Source organism: Crystallibacter degradans, from assembly GCF_012952295.1.
Taxonomy (GTDB): Bacteria; Actinomycetota; Actinomycetes; order Actinomycetales; family Micrococcaceae; genus Crystallibacter; species Crystallibacter degradans.
Window position 1 is genome coordinate 25,018 of record NZ_JABBCH010000007.1, and the last position, 23,966, is coordinate 48,983.

Genomic DNA, 23,966 nt, shown 5'->3' on the forward strand with positions numbered 1-23,966 from the left:
CCGTATTCGCGGGACATGCTACGTCTCATCAATATGTCTCACCGCTGCTATTCTCAACAAACAAATTAGTCAGTCTTTGATGAAACCAGGAAAGCTGCATGGGAAACATCGGATATGCCCGGGTCAGCACCGTTGACCAAAACGTCGACCTGCAGCATGAAGCCCTAAAGGCTGCGGGTTGCAGACGGATCTTCACCGACCATGGCGTGAGCGGAACGCGCTCTAGCCGGCCCGAACTTGACCGGATGCTTGACCACTTACGCGAAGGCGACGAGGTGGTCGTTTGGAAGCTTGACAGGCTGGGCCGCAACACGAGAAACCTGCTGGCCTTGATCGATGAGCTGGAGGGCCGGGGCGTGCACTTCAGATCACTGACCGAGGGCATTACAACCGCAGGGGCCATGGGTCGAGCCATGCTCACCGTCATGTCCGCGTTTGCCCAACTGGAACGCGACCAGTTGTCCGAGCGGACCCGGGCAGGAATGACCGCGGCCGCCGCCCACGGACGAAGGGCCGGACGGCGGGAAATCACCGCTGATGCCAAGGTCAGGCGAGTCCTCGAGCTGAAGGCCCAAGGCCTCAAGCCCGCTGACATCGGCAAGATCATCGGCGCCAGCCGCGCCACTGTCTACCGCTACCTGAGCCTGGACCTGGACCTGAACCTGGAAACAGCCTAACGGTGAGAGTTCCCGCGACTGGTTTTTCGCGGGTCACCGCTCTGGATTTCGTACCCGTAGGCACGAATAGTTCGGAACCGAATATGCACGCTTACCAGTAAGAAACCGACGAATCGCATTGAGGGCGAATTCGACGGATTGGTGCACTCTTCCCCCGCGCCATCGACAATGGCGGCACTTGCTGCACCGTCCGTAAAAGCAAACCCACCCGACTGACTTCATCACTTGTCACGCCGCCGGGCTGCTCGGATGCTCCTCTGCCGCAATTCAGCGGTCACAAAACGGGGTTCGACTGGTACGTTGGCTCCATAGATGCCGCAAGCTGATGGAAGAGGACAACGATGTCTGCAGCCTCCCCCTTGACCGATCTTGAAATTGCCCGCCGGGCCACGCTGAAGCCCATCATGGATATAGCTCTGGCAGCCGGTATCCGGCGCGAGGCCGTGGAACTGTACGGCAACTACAAGGCCAAGATCGACCCGTCCAAGTTGGCCGAGGACCAGGCGGAGCCGCGCGGGCGGGTGGTGCTGGTCAGTGCCATGTCGCCCACGCCGGCAGGGGAGGGCAAGTCAACGGTGACCGTAGGTTTGGGCGATGCACTGGCCAAGGCCGGACACAAGACAATGATCGCGTTGCGCGAACCGTCCCTGGGGCCGATCCTCGGGATGAAAGGCGGCGCCACCGGCGGCGGATACTCCCAGGTGCTGCCGATGGACGATATCAATCTCCATTTCACCGGCGACTTCCACGCCATCACTTCGGCGAACAACGCGCTGATGGCACTGGTCGATAACCACATTTATCAAGGCAACGCTCTCGGCATCGACCCGCGGCGCATCCCCTTCAAGCGCGTCGTCGACATGAATGACCGCACGCTGCGGCAGATCGTCGTCGGGCTTGGCGGTCCGGCCCAGGGCGTGCCGCGCGAGGACGGCTTCGACATCACGGTGGCCTCCGAAGTCATGGCGGTGTTCTGCCTGTCCACCGACCTGAAGGACCTGAAACGGCGGCTTGCCCGCATCACCTTCGGCTACACCTACGATAAGAAGCCCGTCACCGCGGGGGACCTCGGCGCCGAAGGTGCCATGGCGATGCTGCTCAAGGATGCCGTCAAGCCAAACCTCGTGCAGACCATCGCCGGGACGCCCGCGCTAGTCCACGGCGGGCCGTTTGCCAACATCGCCCACGGCTGCAACTCCGTCATCGCCACGCAGACTGCCCGGCGGCTGGCCGACATCGTCGTCACCGAGGCCGGTTTCGGCTCGGACCTCGGCGCCGAAAAGTTCATGGACATCAAGGCGAGGGCTGCCGGTTTTGCGCCGTCGGCCATCGTTGTCGTCGCTACTGTCCGCGCGCTCAAAATGCATGGCGGTGTGGCCAAAGAAAACCTGTCGACGCCGGATACCGCGGCCCTGCAGGAGGGGCTGGTGAACCTGGAGCGCCACGTGGACAACGCCGCGAAATTCGGCGTGACACCCGTCGTCGCGATCAATAAGTTCACTACGGACTCGCAGGCGGAACTGGACGCGATTCTCCAGTGGTGCCGGCGGAAGGGCGTCGAGGCGGCCGTAGCTGACGTCTGGGCCGAAGGCGGCGGCGGAACCGGCGGCGACGAACTGGCAGCCAAGGTTGCACGTGCCGTTGATGCGCCGCAGAATTTCTCGCAGCTCTACGACCTGGACCTCGCCGTCGAAAAAAAGATCGAGACCATCGCCCAGCAGATCTACGGCGCCGACCACGTGGAATTTGCCATCCCGGCCAAGCGTCGGCTCGCGGAGATCGAGGCCAACGGCTGGGGCCGGCTGCCGGTCTGCATGGCGAAGACCCAGTACTCCTTCACCGACGATCCGACCCGGCTCGGGGCCCCGTCCGGCTTCACCATCACCGTCCGCGACTTGATTCCCAAGACCGGCGCCGGCTTTATAGTTGCGCTGACCGGCGCGGTCATGACCATGCCTGGCCTGCCCCCGCAGCCGGCCGCGATGCGGATGGACGTGAACGACGACGGCGAAATCACCGGGCTCTTCTAGGCAAGTCCGGACGACGGAGGGTGGTGGCGGCGGATCAGGCGCCTCCGGGTCAGCGAAGCCGAAGTTGGGCGGGAAGACCCGTGCTGCTCAGGCGAAGCCGAAGATGGGCGGGAAGACCAGGATGACGACGGCGGCCCACGCGCCGTAGATGGGCAGGTAGCGGGTTTGCCAGCGCTCGAGCGCACCGAACGGGCGGCGCCCGCGCAGGAATCCGACGGTGAGCCAGGCCGCCCGGAGCAGGTGCACCAGCAGCAACAGGTTCAGGCCGAGCGCGGCGATCTTGTTGGGGCTGAACCCGAACTCGGCGATGCGGGTCAGCATCGCGGTCAGCATCACCGCGTCGACCGCGAGGGCCGCGATGACGAGGACCAGCTGCAGGGCGTCGAACAGGCCCGGCTGCGCGAGCGAGTCGCGGGCCGAAATGGCGTAGAGCAGCAGGCACAGGACCAGCACGAGGATCGCGTCCATGAGGATGAGCAGCTCGCGGTCGACGTCGACAAGGCCGCCGGTAGCGGTGAAGACGGCCAGCAGGGTCAGCAGCATGACGATGGTCAGCGGCGTGAAGACGCGGGTGAGGACGGGCGCGATGTTCTCGACGACGTTCTGCTTGGCTTCGACGAGCCACGCGGCGACGACAAGCGCCCCGGGGACGGCGAATGGCATGATCCAGTCCTCCATCACCGGTTCGAGGTCGATGCCCACGACGCTGAGGGCGCCGAAGGTGAGCCCCACCAGGACGGCGCCGCCGAGGGCCAGGAGCGTGAAGTAGATGGCGAGTTCACCGGTGAACCGGACGAAGTCCATCCGCCGGTTGTCCGAGCGCCACCTGCCTCCGACGTACGCGACGCCGGCCAGCAGCCACAGGACCACCGGGGCGTGCAGGATGGCGAGCACCTCGGTGGAACCGCCCGAGACAAACGGGTAGACATTGAGCACCACCGCCAGCGCGGCAAAGGGGGTAAGCAGCATCGCCGCCACGGAGGCGGTGAGCCGGCGCTTCCACGCGAAGTAGGCACCGAGGAACGGGAAGACGAGCAGTCCGAGGTTTCGCGCCAGCACGGCTTCGTCGTCCAGCCAGATCGTCCCGACCTTGACCGCCAGGCCTGCTCCCACGGCAAGTGCAAGCACGACCGCGAGCTCGCGCCACGGGGGAGTGCCTGCGCCGTCGCGATTTTCTGGCACCAGTACCAGCTGCTTCCACAGCCGGTCGGAGTGCTCGCGGGCGAACTCGCGCGAGACGGCGTCGAGGTTGCCCAGGCGCTTGATCGCGACGAGGAACGCCTCCTCATCGTCAAGCCCGGTGGCCTGTCGGTCGGCAATCTGCTCGCGCAGATGGTCCTCAAGTTCGTCGATGTCGGCGGGGGAGATCGCCTGGCGACGCTGGACGTACCCGCGCCACCGGCCGATCTGGGCTTCGAGTTCGGCGTGCGCTTCCATCATGCCCACCCTTCGATCACGGCGGGCGGTCGCTGGGCGCTCTGCCACACCTGCCGCAGGGCGTCCGCCACGACCGTCCACTGCTCCTGCCGGTCCGCGAGGGCATCCCGACCCGTCGGGGTGATCGCGTAGTGCTTGCGCCGTCGTCCGGCTTCGGAGGTGCCCCAGGACGACGACACGTAGCCGAGCCGCTCGAGCCGGTGGAGCAGCGGGTAGAGCATCCCGTCGGTCCACTGCATGCCGCCGCCGGACAGCTCGCTCACGCGCTTGATGATCGCGTAGCCGTACAGATCGCCCTCCGACAGAATCCCCAGCACGAGCGGGGTGGCCGAAGCGGCGACCAGGTCCTTATCGATGCGCACGTGCGCCTCCCATACCTAGATCTACAATGCATCAACCATAGCAGTTCTAGGTATAGCTGCCGGGTTTCGGCGCGGCGGGTTTGAGGCGGGCTCGGCCTCGCAAGTTCAGCGGTTGAGCAGCTTGTGCAGCAGCACGGCCACATGCAGGGACGTGCGCGATTCAGCATCGTCCAGCCGGACGCCGAGCTGGGTTTCGAGCTTGGCCAGGCGGGCGTAGAGGGTGGGCCTGCTGAGGTAGCCGGTCCGGGCGAGCTGCGCCTTGTTGCCACCGCTTTCCAGGTACCGCTCCAGCAGGTCGAGCCCGGCGCCGTCGTCGTTCGCCAGGAGTTCGCCCAGTTCCGATTCCACGAACGTCTGCACGCGCTGGTCCTCGTGCAGCAGCCAGAGCAGGCCGCGCAGGCGGACGTCGCCGGAGCGGTAGAAGCGTTTGGCGCCCTTGGTGAGCGTGCTGGCGGCCTCGGCGACCTGCGCGGCTTCGTCCAGCCCCGCGGCGGCGGCGGCCAGCAATTCGGCACGGCCACGGCCCACGCCGACGGTCCAGCCCAGCTCGCCGGAGGACTCGGCGGCCTCGCCGGAGATCCGTTCCAGCATCGGATCGGCCAGCTGCTTGGCGGGCACCGGCAGCAGTAGCGCGATTGATCCGGCCTGCAGGCTGGCGGCCAGGGCGGTGGTGCGGGAGGTCGCCATCACCCGGTGCAACAGGTCCAGCAGGGCCCGTTCGCGCCGTTGCGTGCCGATGGGTTCCTCGCCGGGAATGCGGTCCAGCCGGAAGACCACCGGCACGTAGAGCGGCGCCGGCTGCAGGCCCATGGCGGCGCTGCGGGCCAGTGCCTCGGACTCGGTCAGGGAGCCGGGCCGGCGGAGTTCGTGCACCAGGCCGGCGCGCGCCTGGTGGGCGAGTTCCAGCTGGTCGCGCTCCGCCATCCGGTTGATCGAGAGCGCCTGGCCGGCGCGCTCGAGCACCATGGCGGATTCGGCGTCGTCGTCGTTATTTTCCTCCAGGACGGGAACGACCAGGCGGCCCCACCGATGCCCCCGGATCCCCACGGGCGTCTGCAGCCAGCGCTCGCTGCCGGAGCGGACGGTCTCCTCCCGGTAGTGCACCAGCCGCGATCGGGCTTCCCAGTCGCGCAGCACCTCCATGGTGGGCAGGCCGGCGGCGTCGAAGGCCAGAACCAGGTGGGAAGCGTCTTCGAGCACCACCGGCGCGCCGAGCAGCTCCGCGGTGCGGGCGACAATCTCCTCCGGACCGGCGCTTTCGAGGCTGAGCTGGGTGAAGACCTCGTGCACGCGGCGGGCCTTTTCCACCTGCTCCAGCTGCGTGGCGACCAGCTTGCGGTGCACCACTTCGGTCACCTCAACGAACCGCACCTTCCGGCTGAGCAAGACCACGGGAAGGCCGACGTCGCGGGCGGCTTCGCGCAGGGCCTGCGCGGCCTGCTGCCGCGCGCTGGTGATTTCGACGACGACGCCGGCGGCTCCCGCGGCCTCGAGCCCGCGGAGGAATTCCGCCGCCTCGTGGGCGGAGTCCTCGAAGGCCAGGCCCGTAGTCAGCACCAGCTCCCCGCCTTCGAGCAGGCCGGAGAGCTCCTTCAGCTCGGCGACGTGGACCCAGCGGACTGCTTCGCCGAGCCTTTCCGCGCCGGCAAGGATTTCCGGTTCCCCGGCCTTGACCACGGGCAACTGCAGGACGTCGGCAACCGTAAGCACCATTTACACAGTGTATAGCTCGAAGGAGAACGGATTACACAGTGCTTCTTCCGTGGGAGCGTCCCGTGGGGGGAGGATGGAAACCACGACGCCGGCGCTTGCCCGGGCACGCCCAAACACGTACTAAGGAGTCCCATGAAGACCATTCAGCACTGGATCAACGGCGCCGAGACCGCGCCGAACACCGGATCGCGCGTCTCCGACGTGACCAACCCCGCCACCGGCAAGGTGACCTCGAAGGTGGCTCTGGCCAGCGCCAGCACCGTGAACGATGCGGTTGCCGCGGCGACGGCGGCGTTCCCGCTCTGGCGCGACACCTCGCTGGCCAAGCGTGTGCAGATCCTCTTCCGCTTCCGCGAACTGCTGAACGCCCGCAAGCCCGAACTGGCCGCGATCATCACCGCCGAGCACGGCAAGGTCCTCGACGACGCCCTCGGCGAGATCTCCCGCGGCCAGGAGGTTGTGGAGTTCGCCTGCGGCATCCCGCACCTGCTCAAGGGCGGCTACACCGAGAACGCCTCCACCAAGGTGGATGTCCACTCCGTCCGCCAGCCCGTGGGCCCGGCCGCGATCATCTCCCCGTTCAACTTCCCGGCCATGGTCCCGATGTGGTTCTTCCCGGTGGCGATCGCCGCCGGCAACACCGTGATCCTCAAGCCCAGCGAGAAGGACCCGACGGCGGCGAACTGGATGGCCGAACTGTGGAAGGAAGCAGGCCTGCCGGACGGCGTCTTCAACGTGGTCCACGGTGACAAGGAAGCCGTGGACACCCTGCTGCAGCACCAGGACGTTAAGTCCGTGTCCTTCGTCGGCTCCACGCCCATCGCGCAGTACGTCTACCAGCAGGGCACCGCCACCGGAAAGCGCGTGCAGGCTTTGGGCGGCGCGAAGAACCACATGCTGGTTCTGCCGGATGCCGACCTGGACCTGGCCGCCGACGCCGCGGTCAACGCCGGCTACGGTGCCGCGGGTGAGCGCTGCATGGCCATCTCCGCCATCGTCGCCGTCGAGTCCATTGCGGACGAACTCGTCGCCAAGATCGCCGAACGCACCCGTACCTTGCGGATCGGCGACGGCACCCGCGGCGCCGACATGGGCCCGCTGGTCACCGCCGCGCACCGCGAGAAGGTGGCCGGCTACATCGACGCCGGTGAGGCCGCCGGCGCCACTATGGTCCTCGATGGCCGCAACGTGACCCCCGATGCCGAGGGCGATGGATTCTTCCTCGCCCCCACGCTGTTCGATAACGTCACGCCGGACATGTCCATCTACACCGATGAGATCTTCGGCCCGGTACTCTCCGTGGTGCGCGTGCCCAGCTATGACGAGGGCCTGCAGCTCATCAACGCCAACCCGTACGGCAACGGCACCGCGATTTTCACGAACGACGGCGGGGCCGCCCGCCGCTTCGAGAACGAGATCGAGGTTGGCATGGTCGGCATCAACGTGCCCATCCCCGTGCCGATGGCGTACTACTCCTTCGGCGGCTGGAAGAACTCCCTCTTCGGCGACAGTCATGCCCACGGCGCCGAAGGCGTGCACTTCTTCACCCGCGGCAAGGTGGTCACCTCCCGCTGGCTCGACCCGAGCCACGGCGGTATCAACCTTGGCTTCCCGCAGAACTCTTGACCCGGCGTCGTTGTTAAGGAGCGCAGCATGAGCATCACCACCGATTCCCCGCTCACCGAGGCGGAACTGGCCTCCGCAAAGCGGGCGTATGAGCTGGACCGCAAGCACGTGTTCCACTCCTGGTCCGCCCAGGAGCAGCTCAAGCCCATGGTCATCACGCGGGCGGACGGCAGTTACGTCTGGGACGGCGAGGGCAACAAGCTGCTGGATTTTTCCTCGCAGCTGGTCAACACCAACATCGGCCACCAGCACCCCAAGGTGGTGGCGGCCATCCAGGAACAGGCCGGCAAGCTGTGTACGGTTGCGCCGCAGCACGCCAATGACGCGCGCTCCGAGGCCGCCCGGCTCATCGCCGAGCTCACGCCGGGGGACTTGAACCGGATCTTCTTCACCAACGGTGGTGCCGATGCGGTGGAGCACGCCATCCGCATGGCGCGGCTGCACACCGGCAAGTACAAGGTGCTCTCCGCGTACCGCTCCTACCACGGCGGCACCGCCCTGGCCGTGAACGTCACGGGCGACCCGCGGCGGATCCCCAACGACTACGGCAACGCCGGCACAGTGCACTTCCATGCGCCGTTCCTCTACCGCAGCCAGTTCCACGCGGCCACCGAGGCGGAGGAATCCCAGCGCGCGCTGGAGCATCTGGAGACCACTATCCAGCTGGAGGGTGCGTCCAATATTGCCGCGATCATCCTCGAGTCCATCCCGGGCACCGCCGGCATTATGGTGCCGCCGCCGGGCTACCTGCAGGGTGTGCGGGAGCTGGCCACGAAGTACGGGATCATCTTCATCGCGGACGAGGTCATGTCCGGCTTTGGGCGCTCCGGCAAATGGTTCGCCATCGACCACTTCGACGTGGCGCCGGACCTGCTCACCTTCGCCAAGGGCGTGACCTCCGGGTACGTCCCACTGGGCGGCGTGGCCATCTCCGAGGAGATCTACTCCACCTTCGCGCAGCGGCCCTACCCGGGCGGGCTGACCTACTCCGGGCATCCGCTGGCTTCCGCGGCGGCCGTCGCCACGATCAATGCCATGCGCGATGAGTCGATGGTGGAGAACGCGGCCTCGCTCGGCGAAAGCGTGGTGGCGCCGGCACTGGCCCGCATGGCGGAACGGCACACCAGCATCGGCGAGGTCCGCGGCACCGGCATGTTCTGGGCGATCGAGCTGGTCAAGAACCCTGCCACCCGCGAGCCGTTGGCCCCGTACGGTGCGTCCAGCCCGGAGATGAACGAGCTGATCGGCGCGTGCAAGTCCCGCGGCTTGCTGCCGTTCGCCAACTTCAACCGGATCCACGTGGTGCCGCCGCTGAACATCACCGGAGAGGACCTCCAGGCAGGCCTGGCCATCCTCGACGAGGTGTTCGACCTCGCGGACGCCCACGTGCAGGGCTAACGCACCTGCAAACAAGACAACGACGTCGGCACCTGGGCGGGTGCCGGCGTCGCTGTTTTGGTGTCGGTTCCGGGTTGGCGGCCCTGCGCGGCGGTGTTAGGCGACCGCCGCTTCCTCCACCGGCACCTTCCGGAACAGGCTCCTGAAGGTGAAGAACAGCGCTGCCGACGTCGCCAGGACCAGCAGGGAAGCGAAAGCCAGCGTGTCCGGCTGCTCGGAGAACAGCAGCGGGATCCGCCGGCCCGGCGCCAGGATGGCGAACACGAAGGCGATTACGGTCCCGAGGTAGCTGCCGATCATGTTGCCCCGGTGCGCCTGGATCTTCCCGCGGATGGCGCTGACCAGGCCGAGGGTGACGGTCAGGAGGGTGAAGGCAGAGAGGCCGTGCAGCCAGGTGAAGCCGCCGTCCGTCTGGATCCAGAAGCTGCTGATGCACAGGTAGTACATGGCGCCGATCCAGGTGAAGCCGATGGCTTTGTGCACCCTGTCCTTGGCGCGGCGGAAGATGTTCATCGGGCCGAGCACCAGAACGTAGCCGGCCGCGATGGCGTGGGTGGCAATGAGCCAGTTCCAGGTTTCCATGGTTATAAGATAGTACTACTATCCACGGGTGTATACAGGATAGTTGCCGGCCGATTCGCTATCCGTTAGGAGCCTCCTGTGCAGCTGAAAGAGTTGAGCCATGCCAGCGGGGTATCCGTTGCCAGCATCAAGTTCTACCTGCGCGAAGACCTGCTCCAGCCCGGGGAGCCAGGCAGCGCCAACCGCGCCGAGTACACGCAGGAGCACCTTGACCGGCTGGAACTGATCCGGCTGCTCCGGCAGGTGGTTGGCCTGGGTTTGGACAAGATCAAAACCCTCACGTCCGCCGTCGATAATCCCGAGGTGGACGTGCTCAACCTGCTCGGCCTGGCGCAGGCGACGGTGCTGGGCCTGCCGGCCGAGGCCGTTCCGGACCACCGCTGGACCACGGAGCTGATGTCCGGCGGCCGCTGGCTGGATGCTCCGTCTCCCGCGCGGAACTCGCTGAGCGAGCTGTTCGGCCAGATGGAGGAGCTCGGCATGGCCCCTGACGCCACGGTGCTTTCCGCCTACGCTGCCGCTGTGGATCAGGTGGCGGCCCTGGATATCGGCCATGTGGCGGAACAGTCCACGCGGGACCAGATGGTCCGGACCGTTGCCATGGGAACCTTTCTCTACAGCAAGTTGCTGCTGCGGATGCTCGCCCTGGCCCAGACCTCGCGGGCGATGCAGCGGTTTCCGGAGCGGCGGGCCGCCGGATCGGCAGGAACTGATTCCAATGATGGTCCAGCTAACGACGACGGCGGGGCCGCCGGCCGCTCCGGGGCCTAGGGAACCAGGTAGTCGCTGTCGCGCGCGTCGGTAATGAGCATGTGCCCGGGCGCGTGGCCGATCGCAAGGGCGGGGCGTGACTCCATCACCGCGGCCTGCGGCGTGACACCGCACGCCCAGAACACCGGAATGTGGCCCTGCGGAATCTGCACGGGATCGCCGAAGTCGGGCCTGCCCAGGTCGCCGATGCCCAGCTCCGCAGGGTTTCCCACGTGCACGGGGGCGCCGTGTACGGCGGGGTAGCGGGACGTGATGCGCACGGCGTCGGCCACCCTTGAAGCGGGGATGGGCCGCATCGAAACTACCAGCGGTCCTGATATCGATCCGGCCGGTTCGCAGCGCACGTTGGTCTTGTACATCGGCACGTTCACGTTCTGGTCGATGTGCGCCACCGGGATCCCGCCCTCGCGCAGCGCCGATTCAAACGTGAACGAGCAGCCCACGATGAACGTGACAAGGTCCTCGCGCCAGTACTCGCTGATGTCCGTCGGTTCGGCCACCCTCTGTCCGTCGAGGTAGACCGTATAGCGGGGCACGTCGGTGCGGATGTCCCCGCCCGCCAGCAGCGGCCCGGTGACCTCGCCGGCGTCGAGCACTCCCAGAATCGGACACGGCTTGGGGTTCCGCTGGGCGAAGAGCAGCACGTCGAAGGCAAACTCGCGCGGGACGATCATCAGGTTCGCCTGGGCATAGCCGCGTGACCAGCCGGCCGTCGGAACGGCCAGGCCCGAGCGGAACATCGCGCGCGCCTCCGCCGGGGCCAGGGCGCCCGGGTCCTCGGGCACGGAGACCGGATCCGCCATGTTCGCGTTCGCTACGTTCTGCATGTTCTCCATGTTTCTCTAGCCCATAATTTCTACGAGGCCGGTTAGGGAATTCCACCCCAGGAACAGGGTCAAGAGCCAGGCCGTCACGCCCACAATCAGCAACCATTTCGGGTACGCATAGCCGTGCATCAGGTCCCGCCGGCGCCATGCCACCCAGAGCAGAACCCCGAAGCCGACCGGCAGGATCAGGCCGTTGAATGCGCCAGCAAAGATGAGCAGTTGCTGCGGCGCCTGGCCCAGGAACATGTAGACCACGGCACAGAACGCGATAAAGGCGACGGTGATGAGATTGCGCTTGCGGTCCGACGTTCCCGTGTGCGTCACGAAGGAAACGGAGGTGTAGGCGGCGCCGATTACGGAGGTCAAAGCGGCGGCCCAGAGCACGATGCCGAACATGCGCATGCCGATTTCGCCGGCAGCCGCGCCGAAAGCCTCGGCCGCCATGTTGTTACTGGTCAGGGTCACCCCGCCGGCAACTACGCCGAGGATTGCCAGGAAGAGCAGTACGCGCATCACGCCGGTGACCAGGATTCCCAGGACCGAGCTGCGCGTAATTTCCCTGACATGCTCCACGCCAGTGGCCCCGGAGTCCAGCATACGGTGGGCGCCGGCGTAGGTGATGTAGCCGCCCACTGTGCCGCCGATGAGCGTGGTGATGATCAGGAAGTCGACCTTTTCCGGCAGGAACGTATTCTTCAGCGCATCGCCCAGCGGCGGGGCGGCGACAATAGCTACGTACAGCATCAGCAGGATCATCACTGCGCCGAGCAGCACCACAATCCGGTCCAGAGCGTAGCCCGCCCATTTGGAGAGGAAGATCAGGATGGCGATAGCGGCCGAGATGGCGCCGCCGATCTTCGGGTCCAGTCCCATCATGGCGTTGACGCCCAGGCCGGTGCCCGCGATGTTGCCAATGTTGAAGACCAGGCCGCCAAGGAACACCAGACCGGCGAGGAACCAGCCGACCCCGGGAAGCACCTTGTTGCCGAGTTCCTGGGCGCGCATGCCGGAAATGCCGACCACGCGCCACACGTTCAGCTGGACGGCGATGTCCACGAGGATGGAGAGCAGGATGGCGAAGGCGAACGCCGCGCCCAGCTGCACCGTGAAGACAGTGGTCTGGGTAATGAAGCCCGGGCCGATGGCGCTGGTGGCCATGAGGAACATGGCGCCCAGCAGCGCGGTGCGCTGGAGATTCGGCCGCACCTTGACCGGTTTCGTTTTTTCCATTGTCTTTCCCATCTGGATTGGTGACCACTGTCACAGAACGATGGGAAAGACACTACAGGTTGTTGAACAATCCACGCAAGAGATTGTTCAACAAACTTTCGGAGAATTGTTGAACAATCTGAAATTGTGAGGCATTCTTGATGGAAGAACCAACGAGACGGGTGTCACATCATGGCTTTTATTGACTTGAACAGCGACGTCGGGGAATCCTTCGGCAACTGGCAGATGGGCGACGACGCCGCCATCTTCCGTTCCGTATCCAGCGCCAATGTCGCGTGCGGCTTCCACGCCGGTGATCCGAGCACCATCGCCCAGACCTGCCGGGATGCCGTGGCCGCCGGAGTGACCATCGGCGCCCACGTCGGCTACCGGGATCTGGCCGGTTTCGGCCGGCGGTTCCTGGACTGCACGCCGGGCGAACTGGCCGACGATGTGCTCTACCAGCTGGGGGCGCTGCAGGCACTGGCCCGCGCGGCCGGCGCGGAAATCCGCTACGTGAAGCCGCACGGCGCGCTGTACAACACGATCGTCCACCACGAGGGGCACGCCCAGGCCGTGGTCGACGCCGTCCATTCCTTCGGGACCGACCTGCCGTTGCTGCTGCTGCCGGGTTCGCTGGCGCTGGCCAAGGCCGAGGCTGCAGGGCTTCGCGGTGTCGCCGAGGCCTTCGCCGACCGCGCCTACAACCCCGACGGCACGCTGGTCTCCCGTCGTGAAGCCGGCGCCGTGCTGCACGATCCGGAGGTCGTCGTCGCGAACATGGTCCGGCTGGCGCAGGACGGCGAGATCGTCGCCGTCGACGGTTCCGTTGTTAAGGTGCAGGCCGAGAGCATTTGCGTGCACGGGGACACCCCCGGCTCCGTGGCCATGGCCGCAGCCGTCCGCACCGGCTTGGAGGCCGCGGGAGTCGGCGTCCGGAGTTTCGCGTGAGCGTCACCGGGCTCCGGTTCGCCGGCACGCGCGCCCTGCTCGTTGAGCTCTCGAGTCTCGACTCCGTGCTGGCCCTGCACGCACACCTGCTCGGCTCTCCGCTGCCTGGCCAAGTCGATGTGCTTGCCGCCGCGAGCACCGTGCTGATCAAATGCGACACCCGCGCCCACGCGCTCAAGGCGCGCGACGCCGTCGAACGTCTCGAACTCGGTGCCGCCCCCGCAGCATCGGGGGAAATCGTGGAAATTCCGGTAAATTACGCCGGCGAAGACCTCGCCGAGGTCGCGCGGCTCACCGGCCTCAGCCCCGAGGGCGTGGTCAATGCGCACACCGGGCAGCTGTGGACCGCGGCCTTTGGCGGCTTCGCCCCGGGCTTCGCCTACCTCGTGGGTGAAGACCAGGTGCTTGACGTGCCACGCCGGGATACCCCGCGCACCGCTGTGCCGGCCGGGGCCGTGGCGCTCGCCGGCGGTTATTCGGCGGTGTATCCGCGCAAGTCTCCCGGCGGCTGGCAGCTGATCGGGCATACCAGCACCGTGATGTGGGATCTTGACCGGGCCAATCCCGCCCTGATCCGGCCGCAGGACCGGGTCCGGTTTGTGCCCGCCCGCGAATCCATCGCTGCGCGCTCCGAAGCGGCCACGCTGCACACGGAGGACATGCAGGAAGAGCAGGGCGTTATGCAGCAACAGCCCGTGTCGCAATCAGCCGCCCAGTCCGCAGCCGAGCCTCAAGCCCCCCAGCAATCCGGCACCGCCGGTTCAGCCCTCCAAATAGTTTCCCCCGGCCTGCGGTCGCTGTTGCAGGATCTTGGCCGGCCCGGTCTGGGCGACCTCGGCGTGAGCGCGTCCGGTGCCGTGGACCAAACTGCCGCCCGCCAGGCCAACCGGCTGGTGGGCAATGGCAGCGGGGCTGCCGTGATCGAGAATTTGTTCGGTTCGCTGGTGCTGCGTGCCCGCGGCGACCAGGTGCTGGCAGTCACCGGCGCCCGCGTTGAACTGACCATCAGTCCTTCCGGACGCCGGCCGCCCCAAGACGCGCCCTTCGCACTGCTCGACGGCGAAACACTGGCCCTCGGCCCCGCCAACACCGGTCTGCAGGCGTATATCGCCGTGCGTGGCGGCATCGAGGTGGAGCCGGTGCTTGGCAGCCGCTCCACGGACACGATGTCCGGGCTCGGACCCGCGCCGCTGGCGGCCGGTTCGGTGCTGCCGCTCGGCAGAACCTCCAACCGGCATGTGGTCGCTACGCCGGAGCCGTCCGCGCTGCGCGTTGCCCCCGGGGAAGCAGCCACGCTGCGCATCACGGCCGGACCCCGCGATGACTGGTTCGGGCCGGCCGGACTCAAGCGGCTCACAGGCCAGAAGTGGCTGGCCAGTTCCGCCTCGGACCGCATCGGCCTCCGCTTGGAACTCCCCGGCGATAGCGACGGCGAAAACGACACCGAAAACGACGGCGAGGGCGCTGGCGGCAGCGACGCCGGCAAGGGGGCCAACCGCTCCGCAACACCCGCGCCACTGGCACGCATTCTCGACGGGGAGCTCAAGAGCGAAGGCGTTGTCGCCGGCTCCCTGCAGGTTCCGCCCTCCGGGCTGCCGGTACTCTTCCTCGCCGATCATCCGGTGACGGGCGGGTACCCGGTGATTGCCGCCGTCGTACCTGAGGATCTGCCGGTGGCGGCGCAGCTGCCGCCCGGAACCACCATCCGCTTTGTCCTGGTCGACCCGGACACCCTGCAGCCGCCCGGCACTCCCGGCGCCACGACTTCCGAGGAAGGACCCCGTCCATGAAAAAGGTTCTGATTGCCAACCGCGGCGAGATCGCGGTGCGGGTTGCCCGCGCGTGCACCGATGCCGGGCTGGAGTCCGTGGCGGTGTACTCGGACCCGGATGCGGACGCGCTGCATGTGCGCCGGGCCGACGAGGCGTACTCGCTCGGCGGCCGCACCGGGGCCGAGACCTACCTGAACATTCCGAAGCTCATCGACGTCGCCCGCCGCTCCGGGGCCGACGCCGTGCACCCCGGCTACGGTTTCCTCTCCGAAAATGCCGAGTTCGCGCAGGCCGTCGGCGACGCGGGCCTGGCCTGGATCGGTCCGACGCCGGAGGCCATCCGCGTGCTCGGCAACAAGGTCACGGCGCGCGAGATTGCCGTGCGTGCCGGTGCCCCGCTAGTGCCGGGCAGCGACGGGCCCGTTGCCAGCGCCGCGGAAGTGCTGGACTTTGCGGAGGAATACGGCCTGCCGGTGGCCATCAAAGCTGCCTTCGGCGGCGGCGGCCGCGGATTGAAGATCGCCCGCCGGATGGAGGACATCGAGGATGCGTTCGAATCCGCCGTCCGCGAGGCCACCGTCGCCTTCGGGCGCGGCGAATGCTTCGTCGAGCGGTTCCTGGACCGGCCCCGCCACGTCGAGGCGCAGGTGCTGGCCGACACGCACGGCAACGTCGTCGTCGTGGGCACCCGCGACTGCTCGCTGCAGCGGCGCAACCAGAAGCTGGTGGAGGAAGCCCCGGCACCGTTCCTGACCGATGGCCAGCGCCGGCAGATCCACGAGTCGGCCAAGGCGATCTGCCGCGAGGCCGGCTACCACGGCGCCGGAACGGTCGAGTACCTGGTTGGCCAGGATGGCATCGTGTCCTTCCTCGAGGTCAACACCCGCCTGCAGGTGGAGCATCCGGTCACCGAGGAAACCACCGGCGTCGACCTGGTGCGCGAGCAGTTCCGCATCGCCGCGGGGGAGCCGCTGAGTCTCACCGAGGACCCGCAGCCCACCGGCCACGCCTTCGAATTCCGCCTCAACGCCGAGGACCCCGCCCGCGGATTCCTGCCCGGGCCGGGCATGATCACCGCGTTCGAGCCACCCACCGGATCCGGCGTGCGCGTCGACTCGGGCGTGCGTTCCGGCTCGACCGTTCCGGGTGACTATGACTCGCTGATGGCCAAGCTGATTGTGCGCGGCGCCGACCGCGCCCAGGCTCTTCGCCGGGCCAAGGTGGCGCTGGACGAAATGGTGATTTCCGGCGTGCCCACGGTCCTGCCCTTCCACCGCGCGGTGGTCCGCGACGGCGACTTCACCAACAACGAGAAGTTCGGCGTCTACACCACCTGGATCGAAACCGAGTTCGCCGCGGTGCTGGCTGCCTCACCCGAAATCGCGGCGGCGGAGCAGGGCGGCGAGCGTGAAGAGTTGACCATCGACGTCGACGGCAAGGCCATGCGCATCGGCCTGCCCGCGCAACTGCTGCACTCGCTGCTGCACGGCGGCGGCTCCGCCACTCAAGCGCAACAGGACAACGACGACGCCGTGGGCGCCGAGGTGCTCGTCGCCCCGATGGCCGGCAACCTGGTCAAGTGGTTGGCCGCCGACGGAGCCGAACTGGCCGCCGGGGATCCGGTCGCCGTGGTCGAGGCCATGAAAATGGAAACCACCATCTTCGCGCACCGTGCCGGTACATTGACGCGGGGCGGCCAGCAGCCGGGCACTCCCATCGCGCAGGGCGAGGAGCTGGCCCGCATTGGCTAGGTCCCGCACTGCCGGACCAGGTTCATGCGCTCGCGGATAGGTCGGTAGATTGGTGGCATGTCGTTGAACGCATCGCTGGCGGAAGAGTCCGCACGAGACCGGGCCGCCCACGCCCACACCGGGGCATGGCTGGCCGGGCTGCTGCGCGAGAGGATCGCCGAGGGACACCTGCTGCCTGGCTCGAAGCTGTCCGAACAGGCTCTGGCCGACGCCTTCGGGGTCTCCCGTAACACGCTGCGCGAAGCCTTCACCGTCCTGGCCGGCGAACAGGTCGTCACCCGCATCCCCAACCGCGGCGTCCTGGTTGCCTCGCCGGGAGCCGAAGGTGTCCGGGAGATCTACCGCGTGCGGCGGATGGTGGAGCCCGCGGCCGTGCTTTGGGGACCCGAGCTCGACGTCGCCGCCCTGAAGGCGATCGTTGCCGATGCCCGTGCGGCGCTGGCCCGGGGATCGGTGCCAGAGATGGCCGATGCCAACCAGCGCTTCCACGCCGAACTGGTCCGGGGAACCGGCAGCACGGACCTGCAGGAGTTGATGACCCGGGTGCTCGCCCGGATGCGCCTGGTCTTTCACTCGATGCGCCATGCGCCCGACTTCCACAGCCACTACGTAGAGCTCAACGCCGGACTGGTGGACCTGCTGGCCGAAGGGCGCCGCGAGGAAGCCGCCGAGGCGCTGCGCGGCTACCTCGACCAGGCCGAAGCCGAACTGCTTGAGCACCTCGAAGCTTGATATTCAGAAAACCCAGCGCAGCTGTCTAGAACACCCTGCGCAGCCAGGGGATTCTCAGGGCTGTGTAGGAGAGGATGAAGGCGCCGACGGTGGCCGCCGTGAACTTGAACGTCATGGTGGCCAGCGTAGGCTGCAGGTCTTCGCCCAGAACCTTGAAGGTTAGCCACGTCAGGATCAGGTAGTGGCTCAGGAAGACACCGAACGCCGCATTAAACATCGCCAGAATGAACCGCGCCAGCCGCGGGGCGGGCCGCCAGTCCTTGAGCAGGTGGAACACGGACGTGAAGATGCACAGCGCCGCCAGCGTCACGCCGAGCCCGATATAACTGGACGGCGTGATGACGTTCAGCACCGGCGTCGAATCCTGGTTGATCCAGTGCCAGATGTTGAAGATCGAAAGTACGACGGCGGCGCCTCCTAGCATCGCCGCGGTGCGTTTGCTGATTCTCACCTGGGCGAGGACCCAGCCGGCCATGAAGTAGCCCAGGTAGGGGAACCACTGGGTGAGCATGTTCCAGGGGTACTGCCATCCGAGTCCGGCCTGGATGCTGGCGGCTTGGGCCATGAAGAGAAGCAGAATCACACCCAGCACAACCGCCGTCGTTATTTTGGCGGTTCGCAGGCTGATGCTGTGGAGGTAGCGGGCCAGGGGAGGGGCCGCGAGGTACAGGCCGAGGATCAGCCACAGGAAATACAGGTGCGGATAGACCGAGGTGTTGAAGACGTCGGCGAGGGTTTCGGCCGGGTTTAACTCGCGTCCGAGGATTATCCAGTTGCCCACGAAGATGTAGGCCAGGTGCCAGAAGATCAGCGCGGGCACGAGCCGGAGGGCGCGCTTGCGGTAGAAGTCGCCGGCGCCGGTCGTGTGGGCGCGCGGAGCCAGGGTGAGTGTGCCGGAGATGATCACGAAGACCGGGACCACCCAGATGAACGCGATGTCGATAACCGCCGCCGGGATCCAGTCCCGCTGGTTGCGGGCGCTATCGTCCCCGGCCAGTTCGCCGAAGGAATGAATGGCGACGACGCCAACAATGCTGACGATGCGCAAAAGATCTAGTGCGTAATTGCGCGCCCTGGTGGGCGTCGCTGCCGGGGCCGGCTCCGTGGATTCCGGCTGGCCGACAGGCTGGACGGGTTCGGCCATAGGCCCCAATCTACCAAGACCGGTGTGGCGCTCAGCAGTAAAATGCAGCATGGACATACCAGAGCCTTTTGTAGAGCCAACCCAGCGCCGGATCCGGGTCCGGCTGGGCAATGAACTGGTCGCGGAAAGCACCCGCGCGCAGTTGTTGGTGCAGTACGGGCCGGGCGCACTGCCTACCTACTACTTGCCCCGGGAAGACGTTGTTCCGGGCGCGCTGATCGACGAAGTGCCCGGAACCGGTGCTGGAGCCGGCGCCGGAAGCCGCTGGACCGTTCAGGCCGGGCGGAAGCGAGCAGAGAGGGCCGCCTGGTCCAACGGGGAACCGACCGGGGAGTTCGCCGCTCTGGCTGACCACGTTACTTTTTCCTGGCGACAGCTGGATTGGTACGAGGAGGACGAGCAGGTTTTCGTGCATGCACGCGATCCGTATAAGCGGGTGGACACCTTGCACAGTTCGCGGCGCGTGCAGGTTTTCATCGGCGGCGAAGAGATTGCTAACAGCATCCGGCCGCTGCTGCTGTTCGAGACGCATCTGCCCACGCGCTACTATGTGCCGTTCGAGGATGTGCGTACCGAGCTGCTGGAGCCGAGCACCAAGACCACCACCTGCCCGTACAAGGGCCGCGCCCGCTACTGGTCGGTCCGAGCGGGTGGTCAGCTTGAGCGGGACATTGTGTGGAGCTACGCCGAACCAATCCGCGAGAATCCGAAGATCCGAGGGCTGCTCAGTTTTTACAATGAGCGGGTGGATCTGGTGGTCGACGGCGAACGGCTCGAGCGTCCCGTTACGCCGTTTTCGTGACCTCGCGGTAGGCAGCAAAGCACGGAGGCTGGCAGGGAGGCAGTAAGCGGGTGGGCACAGACAAGCGGGTAATCCGGCAAGTAAGGGCAGGAAACGGCGAAGGCCCGGACCGCCGTGGCGGGTCCGGACCTTCGAAATGCCCTTAGGGCTGGAAGCGAGGGGCTGAAAGTACCCTCAGATACGAGGTGCCTGGTTAGCGTTCGATGTCGCCGCGGATGAAGGCTTCGACCTTGTCGCGGGCGATGTCGTCGTTGTACTGCTCGGGCGGGGACTTCATGAAGTAGCTCGACGCCGACAGGATCGGCCCGCCCACCCCACGGTCCAGGGCGATCTTCGCCGCGCGCACGGCGTCGATGATCACGCCGGCGGAGTTCGGCGAGTCCCAGACCTCGAGCTTGTATTCCAGCGACACCGGGGCGTCGCCGAAGTTGCGTCCCTCCAGCCGGACGAAAGCCCACTTGCGGTCATCAAGCCACGCCACGTAGTCGGACGGGCCGATGTGCACATCGTCCGCGCGCAGCTCGGCCTCGACGTTGGAGGTCACGGCCTGGGTCTTGGAGATCTTCTTCGACTCCAGCCGGTCCCGCTCGAGCATGTTCTTGAAGTCCATGTTGCCGCCGACGTTCAGCTGGTACGTTCTATCCAAAGTCACGCCGCGGTCTTCGAACAGCTTCGCCATCACCCGGTGCGTGATGGTCGCGCCGATCTGGCTCTTGATGTCATCGCCGACAATCGGGACACCGGCGGCGGTGAACTTATCCGCCCACTCCTTGGTGCCCGCAATGAACACCGGCAGCGCGTTGACGAAGCCCACGCCGGCGTCGATCGCGCACTGGGCGTAGAACTTCGCCGCGGCCTCGGAACCGACCGGCAGGTAGCAGACCATCACGTCGACCTTGGCCGCGCGCAGCTCCGCCACAATGTCCACGGGCTCGTCCGGGGCCTCGACGATGGTTTCGCGGTAGTACTTGCCCAGGCCGTCCAGGGTGTGGCCGCGCTGCACCGTCACGCCCGTGGCCGGGACATCGGCGATCTTGATCGTGTTGTTCTCGCTCGCACCGATGGCGTCCGCCAGGTCCAGCCCGACCTTCTTGCTGTCCACATCAAACGCGGCAACGAACTCGACGTCGTTCACGTGGTACTTGCCGAACTGCACATGCATCAGGCCGGGAATGGTCGAATCCGGATCCGCGTCCCGGTAGTACTGGACGCCCTGCACCAGCGAGGCCGCACAGTTACCAACGCCAACGATCGCGACCCTGATGGGGTTCTCTGCCACGGTTCTCCTTCAAAAAATACAAATCTGTTAGCCGCCACGCCGAGGGCGGGCAACTTGCCTATTCTACTTTGTTACTCAACCATCGGCCGCGACGTAACATTCCTGTGACGGGCAGCGAGTTTTAGGCCGGTGGGTGAGCGGCCCGATTCGGGATCAGCTGGGGCGGGATCAGCCGCCCCGGATCAGCCGCCCCGGGTCGGCCGGCGCGGGATCAGTTGCTCGCGCCGGTGGAATCATGCGGCATGCCCACCGCCTTGGACTCCGGCGAGGCGCGCTGGCGCAGGTAGACCGCGAGGATCACCATGGACCATACCGCGAGAAATTCGGATTGCCAGTTCTGCAGGGTGCGGTTCCAGAATTCGGGCGAGCCCAAATACTCCGTCCACGTGCCCGGGTCCTGGAGATTGGCCAGCTGGCTCTCGGCGAAGGCGCTGAACCCGGCAACGGACTGGACCAGCCAGGAAGCAACGAAGATCGCGCCCATCACCAGCCCCAGCGAGTTGGCGAACACCGCGGTCCGCCAGCCTCCCGCCTTGGCCCACTTGGGCGAATCCGGCTTGGCGAACTGGCCCACCAGTTGCTCCTTGTCCGACTGCTGCCCGCGCTTTTCAATCTCCTTGGATTCCGGCGAGCCCTTCTGCACCAGCCAGACTGCCAGCACAATAAGCAGCGTGAATTGCAAGTACTCGGACTGCCAGTTCTCCGCGACGTCAACCACAAAACTGGAGGACGTGACGTACTGCAGGAGACCGATCTCGTCCAGCTTCGAGGCCACCTGCTGCTCGTTGTAGTAGGCCAGTCCGGAGAATGCCTGCCCCACGAGAGAAAACAGGAACAGCAGGCCGAAGCCGATGCTCAGTCCATTGGTGATGAAGGGGTTGTGCTTCATCGGGCCATCACGCCGATCACGAACATGTACAGCAGGCCCGCGGCGATGACGCCCAGGCAGAGCCAGAATGCCCAACGCATGTCAGTTCCCCTCCACTTCGCAGTCGTACGGCCGTTCGCCTTGCCGCGTGCAGCCGGCCGCGGTGACTTTCCAGGTGTCGCCGGAGCGGGTCAGGAAAACCGTGTCCTGGTCCATCAGCACTTGTGCATTGGTACCGTAGGCCTTGCTCTCGGTCACCTCAGACGCGCCGGGGATGACCAGCTGCAGCAGTTCGTCCGCGCACGCCCCGGCGGCGCCGTCTTCCAGATCCTCCACGGCGGACGGGGCGAGGAGGTTGCAGGCCGTTGCGCCATCACCGGTGGCAACGGCCGAATGGAACTCCTGCGCCGTCGTCGTTGCCTCTTCAGTGCCCGGGTTCAGGCTCGTGCAGCCGGTCAGGGCCAATATTCCAAGAACGACGGCGGCACTCACCACGGGTGCGCGGGTGCAGGATCTGCGCCTCACCATCTCCTAAGCCTCCTTATGGTTTCTGAGCTCACCGTACCAAGCCTTAGGACTTGCGGGGCAAAGCGGTCCTCGCCTCCGGATGGTTAGTGTCTTCGGCGGACCGTTTCTGCCAAGGCCAACGCCCCGTGATCTCCAGCTCCAGGGAGAAACTGAGGAAGGTCCGGATCAGGACAATGATGGCGAGCACTCCTACGGATTGAAAGGTAGGGCTGACGGCTACGGTGCGGATGATGTCTGCAGCTACCAGCAGTTCGAGACCAAGCAGAATAGAGCGTCCCAGTCGGCGCCGGTAGGTTTCATAGACTGTGTGCCGTTCGCCGCGGAGCCAGTTCGCCGCTGCCAGCGCCGTGGAAACCACCGCTCCCAGAACGATGGCGACTACACCCGCGGCGTCCACCGCCTTTCCCACGGTCTCCATAATCTGCTGGAACTCCATGCTTCCTCCTTCGTCAGGTCACCAGCTCACGCAGGGACCGTTCGGCGGCGCGGTAGGTGTTGGCGTCGATCGTTTCGCCGTTCATGAACCGGTCGATGACACGCGGGTCCACGTAGGACTTGCGGGCGATGGTGGCGGTGTTGCCCAGGTGTTCGGCGACCTCGCGCATGGCAGCGGCCACGGCTTTCTTCCGGGCGGTGGGGCTGCTGCGCTCCGGCGCGTGGGCCGCCAGGGCGATGGCGGCAGCCACGGTGCCCTGCCAGGTCCTGAAGTCCTTGGCGGTGAAGTCCTCCCCGCATTGTTCGCGGATGAAGTCGTTCAGGCCCGCGCTGCTGATGGGCGTGAATTCGCCGTCGTCGTTGAGATAGCCCAGAACCTGCTCGTCCGGTCCGCGGTTCTTGAGCAGAGGTTTCAGGGCCTCGGCCAGGTCCGGATCCTCGATGCTGCCCGTCCACTGCTGGCCGCTCTTGGCGGGAAAATCCAGTTCGACGACGGATCCGCGGACCCGCATATGCCGGATCTGGATAGTAGTCACGCCGAAGGAGCCGTTGGTCTGCGCATATTCCTCGTTGCCGATCCGCAGCCCCGCTTCCTCGATCAGGCGGAAGGCTGCAGCGTAGGCACGCTGTTCGGAGGGTCCTTCCGAGCGCAGAATGCGGGTGATGGCGGGGCGCGCTTTGGGCAGGGTTTCGCCGAAGTCCAGGGCTCGGTCGAACTTCTCGCGGTCCTTCAGCTCCCGCCAGCGGGGGTGGTAGATGTATTGCCTCCGGCCGGCGTCGTCAATTCCTGTTGCCTGGATGTGGCCGTTGGCGACAGGGCTGATCCAGACGTCGCGCCAAGCGGGCGGGATGGCCAGCTGGTTGATCCGCTCCACCGTTTCCGCGTCAGTGATCTTGCTGCCGTCCGCCGTCCGGTAACTGAAGCCTTTGCCGTGGCGGCGGCGGCTGATCCCCGGGCCGTTGCAGTTGATGCGCCGCAGCCGGGGTTTGCGGGCAGGCTTCTGCTGCTGAAGCGTCACTGCGGCTCCTTTCTGATTTGGCACTATGTGCGGCCTGAAGCCGCTTCTCCACC

General features: G+C 66.3%; 22 protein-coding genes. 10 read left to right on the top strand and 12 right to left on the bottom strand.

Annotated elements, in window-relative coordinates; genetic code table 11:
- Window positions 1–98 precede the first annotated feature (98 nt).
- Window positions 99–677 carry a recombinase family protein gene (locus HGO92_RS12690; RefSeq protein ID WP_169995349.1) on the top strand — a complete coding sequence of 193 codons (579 nt, stop codon included), beginning with the start codon at window positions 99–101 and terminating at the stop codon, window positions 675–677.
- A 341-nt stretch (window positions 678–1,018) separates the two neighbouring features.
- Window positions 1,019–2,707, top strand: a complete 1,689-nt coding sequence (locus tag HGO92_RS12695) for a formate--tetrahydrofolate ligase (RefSeq protein ID WP_169995351.1) — start codon at window positions 1,019–1,021, stop codon at window positions 2,705–2,707.
- Window positions 2,708–2,794: 87 nt separating this feature from the next.
- Here HGO92_RS12695 and HGO92_RS12700 read toward each other — a convergent pair whose 3' ends face one another.
- From HGO92_RS12700 to HGO92_RS12710, 3 genes are all read right to left on the bottom strand, one after another.
- The gene (locus HGO92_RS12700) at window positions 2,795–4,147 is read right to left on the bottom strand and encodes a permease prefix domain 1-containing protein (RefSeq protein WP_240974607.1); all 1,353 of its coding nucleotides are present in this window, start codon (window positions 4,145–4,147) and stop codon (window positions 2,795–2,797) included.
- Window positions 4,144–4,506: a helix-turn-helix transcriptional regulator gene (locus HGO92_RS12705; protein ID WP_169995353.1), complete on the bottom strand. Its 363-nt coding sequence runs from the start codon at window positions 4,504–4,506 to the stop codon at window positions 4,144–4,146. Before HGO92_RS12705 ends, HGO92_RS12700 begins: the two co-directional genes overlap by 4 nt.
- Before the next feature lie 105 nt (window positions 4,507–4,611).
- Complete coding sequence (locus HGO92_RS12710) at window positions 4,612–6,219, bottom strand: PucR family transcriptional regulator (protein ID WP_169995355.1); 1,608 nt, start codon at window positions 6,217–6,219, stop codon at window positions 4,612–4,614.
- A 132-nt stretch (window positions 6,220–6,351) separates the two neighbouring features.
- Here HGO92_RS12710 and HGO92_RS12715 point away from each other — a divergent pair, with 132 nt between their 5' ends.
- Complete coding sequence (locus tag HGO92_RS12715; protein WP_169995357.1) at window positions 6,352–7,845, top strand: CoA-acylating methylmalonate-semialdehyde dehydrogenase; 1,494 nt, start codon at window positions 6,352–6,354, stop codon at window positions 7,843–7,845.
- A gap of 27 nt (window positions 7,846–7,872) precedes the next feature.
- A complete protein-coding gene (locus HGO92_RS12720; protein ID WP_169995359.1) occupies window positions 7,873–9,243 on the top strand; it encodes an aspartate aminotransferase family protein in 1,371 nt (456 codons plus the stop codon).
- A 96-nt stretch (window positions 9,244–9,339) separates the two neighbouring features.
- On the opposite strand, the gene HGO92_RS12725 is transcribed toward HGO92_RS12720, so the two are convergent.
- Window positions 9,340–9,825: a DUF2306 domain-containing protein gene (locus HGO92_RS12725; protein ID WP_169995361.1), complete on the bottom strand. Its 486-nt coding sequence runs from the start codon at window positions 9,823–9,825 to the stop codon at window positions 9,340–9,342.
- Between the two features lie 78 nt (window positions 9,826–9,903).
- Here HGO92_RS12725 and HGO92_RS12730 point away from each other — a divergent pair, with 78 nt between their 5' ends.
- Window positions 9,904–10,596 carry a MerR family transcriptional regulator gene (locus tag HGO92_RS12730; RefSeq protein WP_169995363.1) on the top strand — a complete coding sequence of 231 codons (693 nt, stop codon included), beginning with the start codon at window positions 9,904–9,906 and terminating at the stop codon, window positions 10,594–10,596.
- Here the strand turns inward: HGO92_RS12730 and HGO92_RS12735 are convergent.
- Together HGO92_RS12735 and HGO92_RS12740 are read right to left on the bottom strand one after the other, a co-directional pair.
- On the bottom strand, window positions 10,593–11,423 hold the full coding sequence (locus HGO92_RS12735) for a putative hydro-lyase (RefSeq protein WP_240974608.1): 831 nt from the start codon (window positions 11,421–11,423) through the stop codon (window positions 10,593–10,595). The two genes, HGO92_RS12730 and HGO92_RS12735, sit on opposite strands and share 4 nt — an antisense overlap.
- Before the next feature lie 15 nt (window positions 11,424–11,438).
- Window positions 11,439–12,653: an NRAMP family divalent metal transporter gene (locus HGO92_RS12740; protein WP_169995366.1), complete on the bottom strand. Its 1,215-nt coding sequence runs from the start codon at window positions 12,651–12,653 to the stop codon at window positions 11,439–11,441.
- A 171-nt stretch (window positions 12,654–12,824) separates the two neighbouring features.
- Here HGO92_RS12740 and HGO92_RS12745 point away from each other — a divergent pair, with 171 nt between their 5' ends.
- The 4 genes from HGO92_RS12745 to HGO92_RS12760 are packed head-to-tail and all read left to right on the top strand — an operon-like array spanning window position 12,825 to window position 17,838.
- Window positions 12,825–13,583 carry a LamB/YcsF family protein gene (locus tag HGO92_RS12745; protein WP_169995368.1) on the top strand — a complete coding sequence of 253 codons (759 nt, stop codon included), beginning with the start codon at window positions 12,825–12,827 and terminating at the stop codon, window positions 13,581–13,583.
- On the top strand, window positions 13,580–15,373 hold the full coding sequence (locus HGO92_RS12750) for a carboxyltransferase domain-containing protein (RefSeq protein ID WP_169995370.1): 1,794 nt from the start codon (window positions 13,580–13,582) through the stop codon (window positions 15,371–15,373). Before HGO92_RS12745 ends, HGO92_RS12750 begins: the two co-directional genes overlap by 4 nt.
- Complete coding sequence (locus HGO92_RS12755; RefSeq protein ID WP_169995372.1) at window positions 15,370–17,106, top strand: acetyl/propionyl/methylcrotonyl-CoA carboxylase subunit alpha; 1,737 nt, start codon at window positions 15,370–15,372, stop codon at window positions 17,104–17,106. Before HGO92_RS12750 ends, HGO92_RS12755 begins: the two co-directional genes overlap by 4 nt.
- Window positions 17,107–17,163: 57 nt before the next feature.
- The gene (locus tag HGO92_RS12760; protein ID WP_169995374.1) at window positions 17,164–17,838 is read left to right on the top strand and encodes a GntR family transcriptional regulator; all 675 of its coding nucleotides are present in this window, start codon (window positions 17,164–17,166) and stop codon (window positions 17,836–17,838) included.
- Window positions 17,839–17,863: 25 nt separating this feature from the next.
- Here the strand turns inward: HGO92_RS12760 and HGO92_RS12765 are convergent, their stop codons facing one another.
- Window positions 17,864–18,982, bottom strand: coding sequence for an acyltransferase (locus HGO92_RS12765; protein WP_169995376.1), 1,119 nt, complete (start codon window positions 18,980–18,982; stop codon window positions 17,864–17,866).
- A gap of 49 nt (window positions 18,983–19,031) precedes the next feature.
- Between HGO92_RS12765 and HGO92_RS12770 the strand changes: the two genes are divergently transcribed.
- A complete protein-coding gene (locus HGO92_RS12770; protein ID WP_169995378.1) occupies window positions 19,032–19,784 on the top strand; it encodes a DUF427 domain-containing protein in 753 nt (250 codons plus the stop codon).
- A 193-nt stretch (window positions 19,785–19,977) separates the two neighbouring features.
- On the opposite strand, the gene HGO92_RS12775 is transcribed toward HGO92_RS12770, so the two are convergent.
- The 5 genes from HGO92_RS12775 to HGO92_RS12795 all read right to left on the bottom strand — a co-directional run bounded on the left by HGO92_RS12775 (window position 19,978) and on the right by HGO92_RS12795 (window position 23,913).
- Window positions 19,978–21,063 carry an inositol-3-phosphate synthase gene (locus tag HGO92_RS12775; protein WP_169995380.1) on the bottom strand — a complete coding sequence of 362 codons (1,086 nt, stop codon included), beginning with the start codon at window positions 21,061–21,063 and terminating at the stop codon, window positions 19,978–19,980.
- 211 nt (window positions 21,064–21,274) lie between these two features.
- Window positions 21,275–21,952 (bottom strand): DUF6766 family protein, encoded by a 678-nt coding sequence (locus tag HGO92_RS12780; RefSeq protein ID WP_169995382.1) that lies wholly within the window; start codon window positions 21,950–21,952, stop codon window positions 21,275–21,277.
- An 81-nt stretch (window positions 21,953–22,033) separates the two neighbouring features.
- Complete coding sequence (locus HGO92_RS12785; RefSeq protein ID WP_169995383.1) at window positions 22,034–22,459, bottom strand: hypothetical protein; 426 nt, start codon at window positions 22,457–22,459, stop codon at window positions 22,034–22,036.
- Between the two features lie 43 nt (window positions 22,460–22,502).
- Window positions 22,503–22,895, bottom strand: a complete 393-nt coding sequence (locus HGO92_RS12790) for a DUF1622 domain-containing protein (protein ID WP_169995385.1) — start codon at window positions 22,893–22,895, stop codon at window positions 22,503–22,505.
- Window positions 22,896–22,908: 13 nt separating this feature from the next.
- The gene (locus HGO92_RS12795) at window positions 22,909–23,913 is read right to left on the bottom strand and encodes a DNA topoisomerase IB-related protein (protein ID WP_169995387.1); all 1,005 of its coding nucleotides are present in this window, start codon (window positions 23,911–23,913) and stop codon (window positions 22,909–22,911) included.
- Between the last annotated feature and the right edge of the window lie 53 nt (window positions 23,914–23,966).

Bases quoted from the DNA above. Each gene is read 5' to 3' on its own strand.
- HGO92_RS12690 (WP_169995349.1), top strand. From the start codon at position 99: ATGGGAAACATCGGATATGCCCGGGTCAGCACCGTTGACCAAAACGTC.
- HGO92_RS12695 (WP_169995351.1), top strand. From the start codon at position 1,019: ATGTCTGCAGCCTCCCCCTTGACCGATCTTGAAATTGCCCGCCGGGCC.
- HGO92_RS12700 (WP_240974607.1), bottom strand. From the start codon at position 4,147: ATGATGGAAGCGCACGCCGAACTCGAAGCCCAGATCGGCCGGTGGCGC.
- HGO92_RS12710 (WP_169995355.1), bottom strand. From the start codon at position 6,219: ATGGTGCTTACGGTTGCCGACGTCCTGCAGTTGCCCGTGGTCAAGGCC.
- HGO92_RS12715 (WP_169995357.1), top strand. From the start codon at position 6,352: ATGAAGACCATTCAGCACTGGATCAACGGCGCCGAGACCGCGCCGAAC.
- HGO92_RS12720 (WP_169995359.1), top strand. From the start codon at position 7,873: ATGAGCATCACCACCGATTCCCCGCTCACCGAGGCGGAACTGGCCTCC.
- HGO92_RS12725 (WP_169995361.1), bottom strand. From the start codon at position 9,825: ATGGAAACCTGGAACTGGCTCATTGCCACCCACGCCATCGCGGCCGGC.
- HGO92_RS12735 (WP_240974608.1), bottom strand. From the start codon at position 11,423: ATGCAGAACGTAGCGAACGCGAACATGGCGGATCCGGTCTCCGTGCCC.
- HGO92_RS12740 (WP_169995366.1), bottom strand. From the start codon at position 12,653: ATGGAAAAAACGAAACCGGTCAAGGTGCGGCCGAATCTCCAGCGCACC.
- HGO92_RS12745 (WP_169995368.1), top strand. From the start codon at position 12,825: ATGGCTTTTATTGACTTGAACAGCGACGTCGGGGAATCCTTCGGCAAC.
- HGO92_RS12755 (WP_169995372.1), top strand. From the start codon at position 15,370: ATGAAAAAGGTTCTGATTGCCAACCGCGGCGAGATCGCGGTGCGGGTT.
- HGO92_RS12760 (WP_169995374.1), top strand. From the start codon at position 17,164: ATGTCGTTGAACGCATCGCTGGCGGAAGAGTCCGCACGAGACCGGGCC.
- HGO92_RS12765 (WP_169995376.1), bottom strand. From the start codon at position 18,982: ATGGCCGAACCCGTCCAGCCTGTCGGCCAGCCGGAATCCACGGAGCCG.
- HGO92_RS12770 (WP_169995378.1), top strand. From the start codon at position 19,032: ATGGACATACCAGAGCCTTTTGTAGAGCCAACCCAGCGCCGGATCCGG.
- HGO92_RS12780 (WP_169995382.1), bottom strand. From the start codon at position 21,952: ATGAAGCACAACCCCTTCATCACCAATGGACTGAGCATCGGCTTCGGC.
- HGO92_RS12785 (WP_169995383.1), bottom strand. From the start codon at position 22,459: ATGGTGAGGCGCAGATCCTGCACCCGCGCACCCGTGGTGAGTGCCGCC.
- HGO92_RS12790 (WP_169995385.1), bottom strand. From the start codon at position 22,895: ATGGAGTTCCAGCAGATTATGGAGACCGTGGGAAAGGCGGTGGACGCC.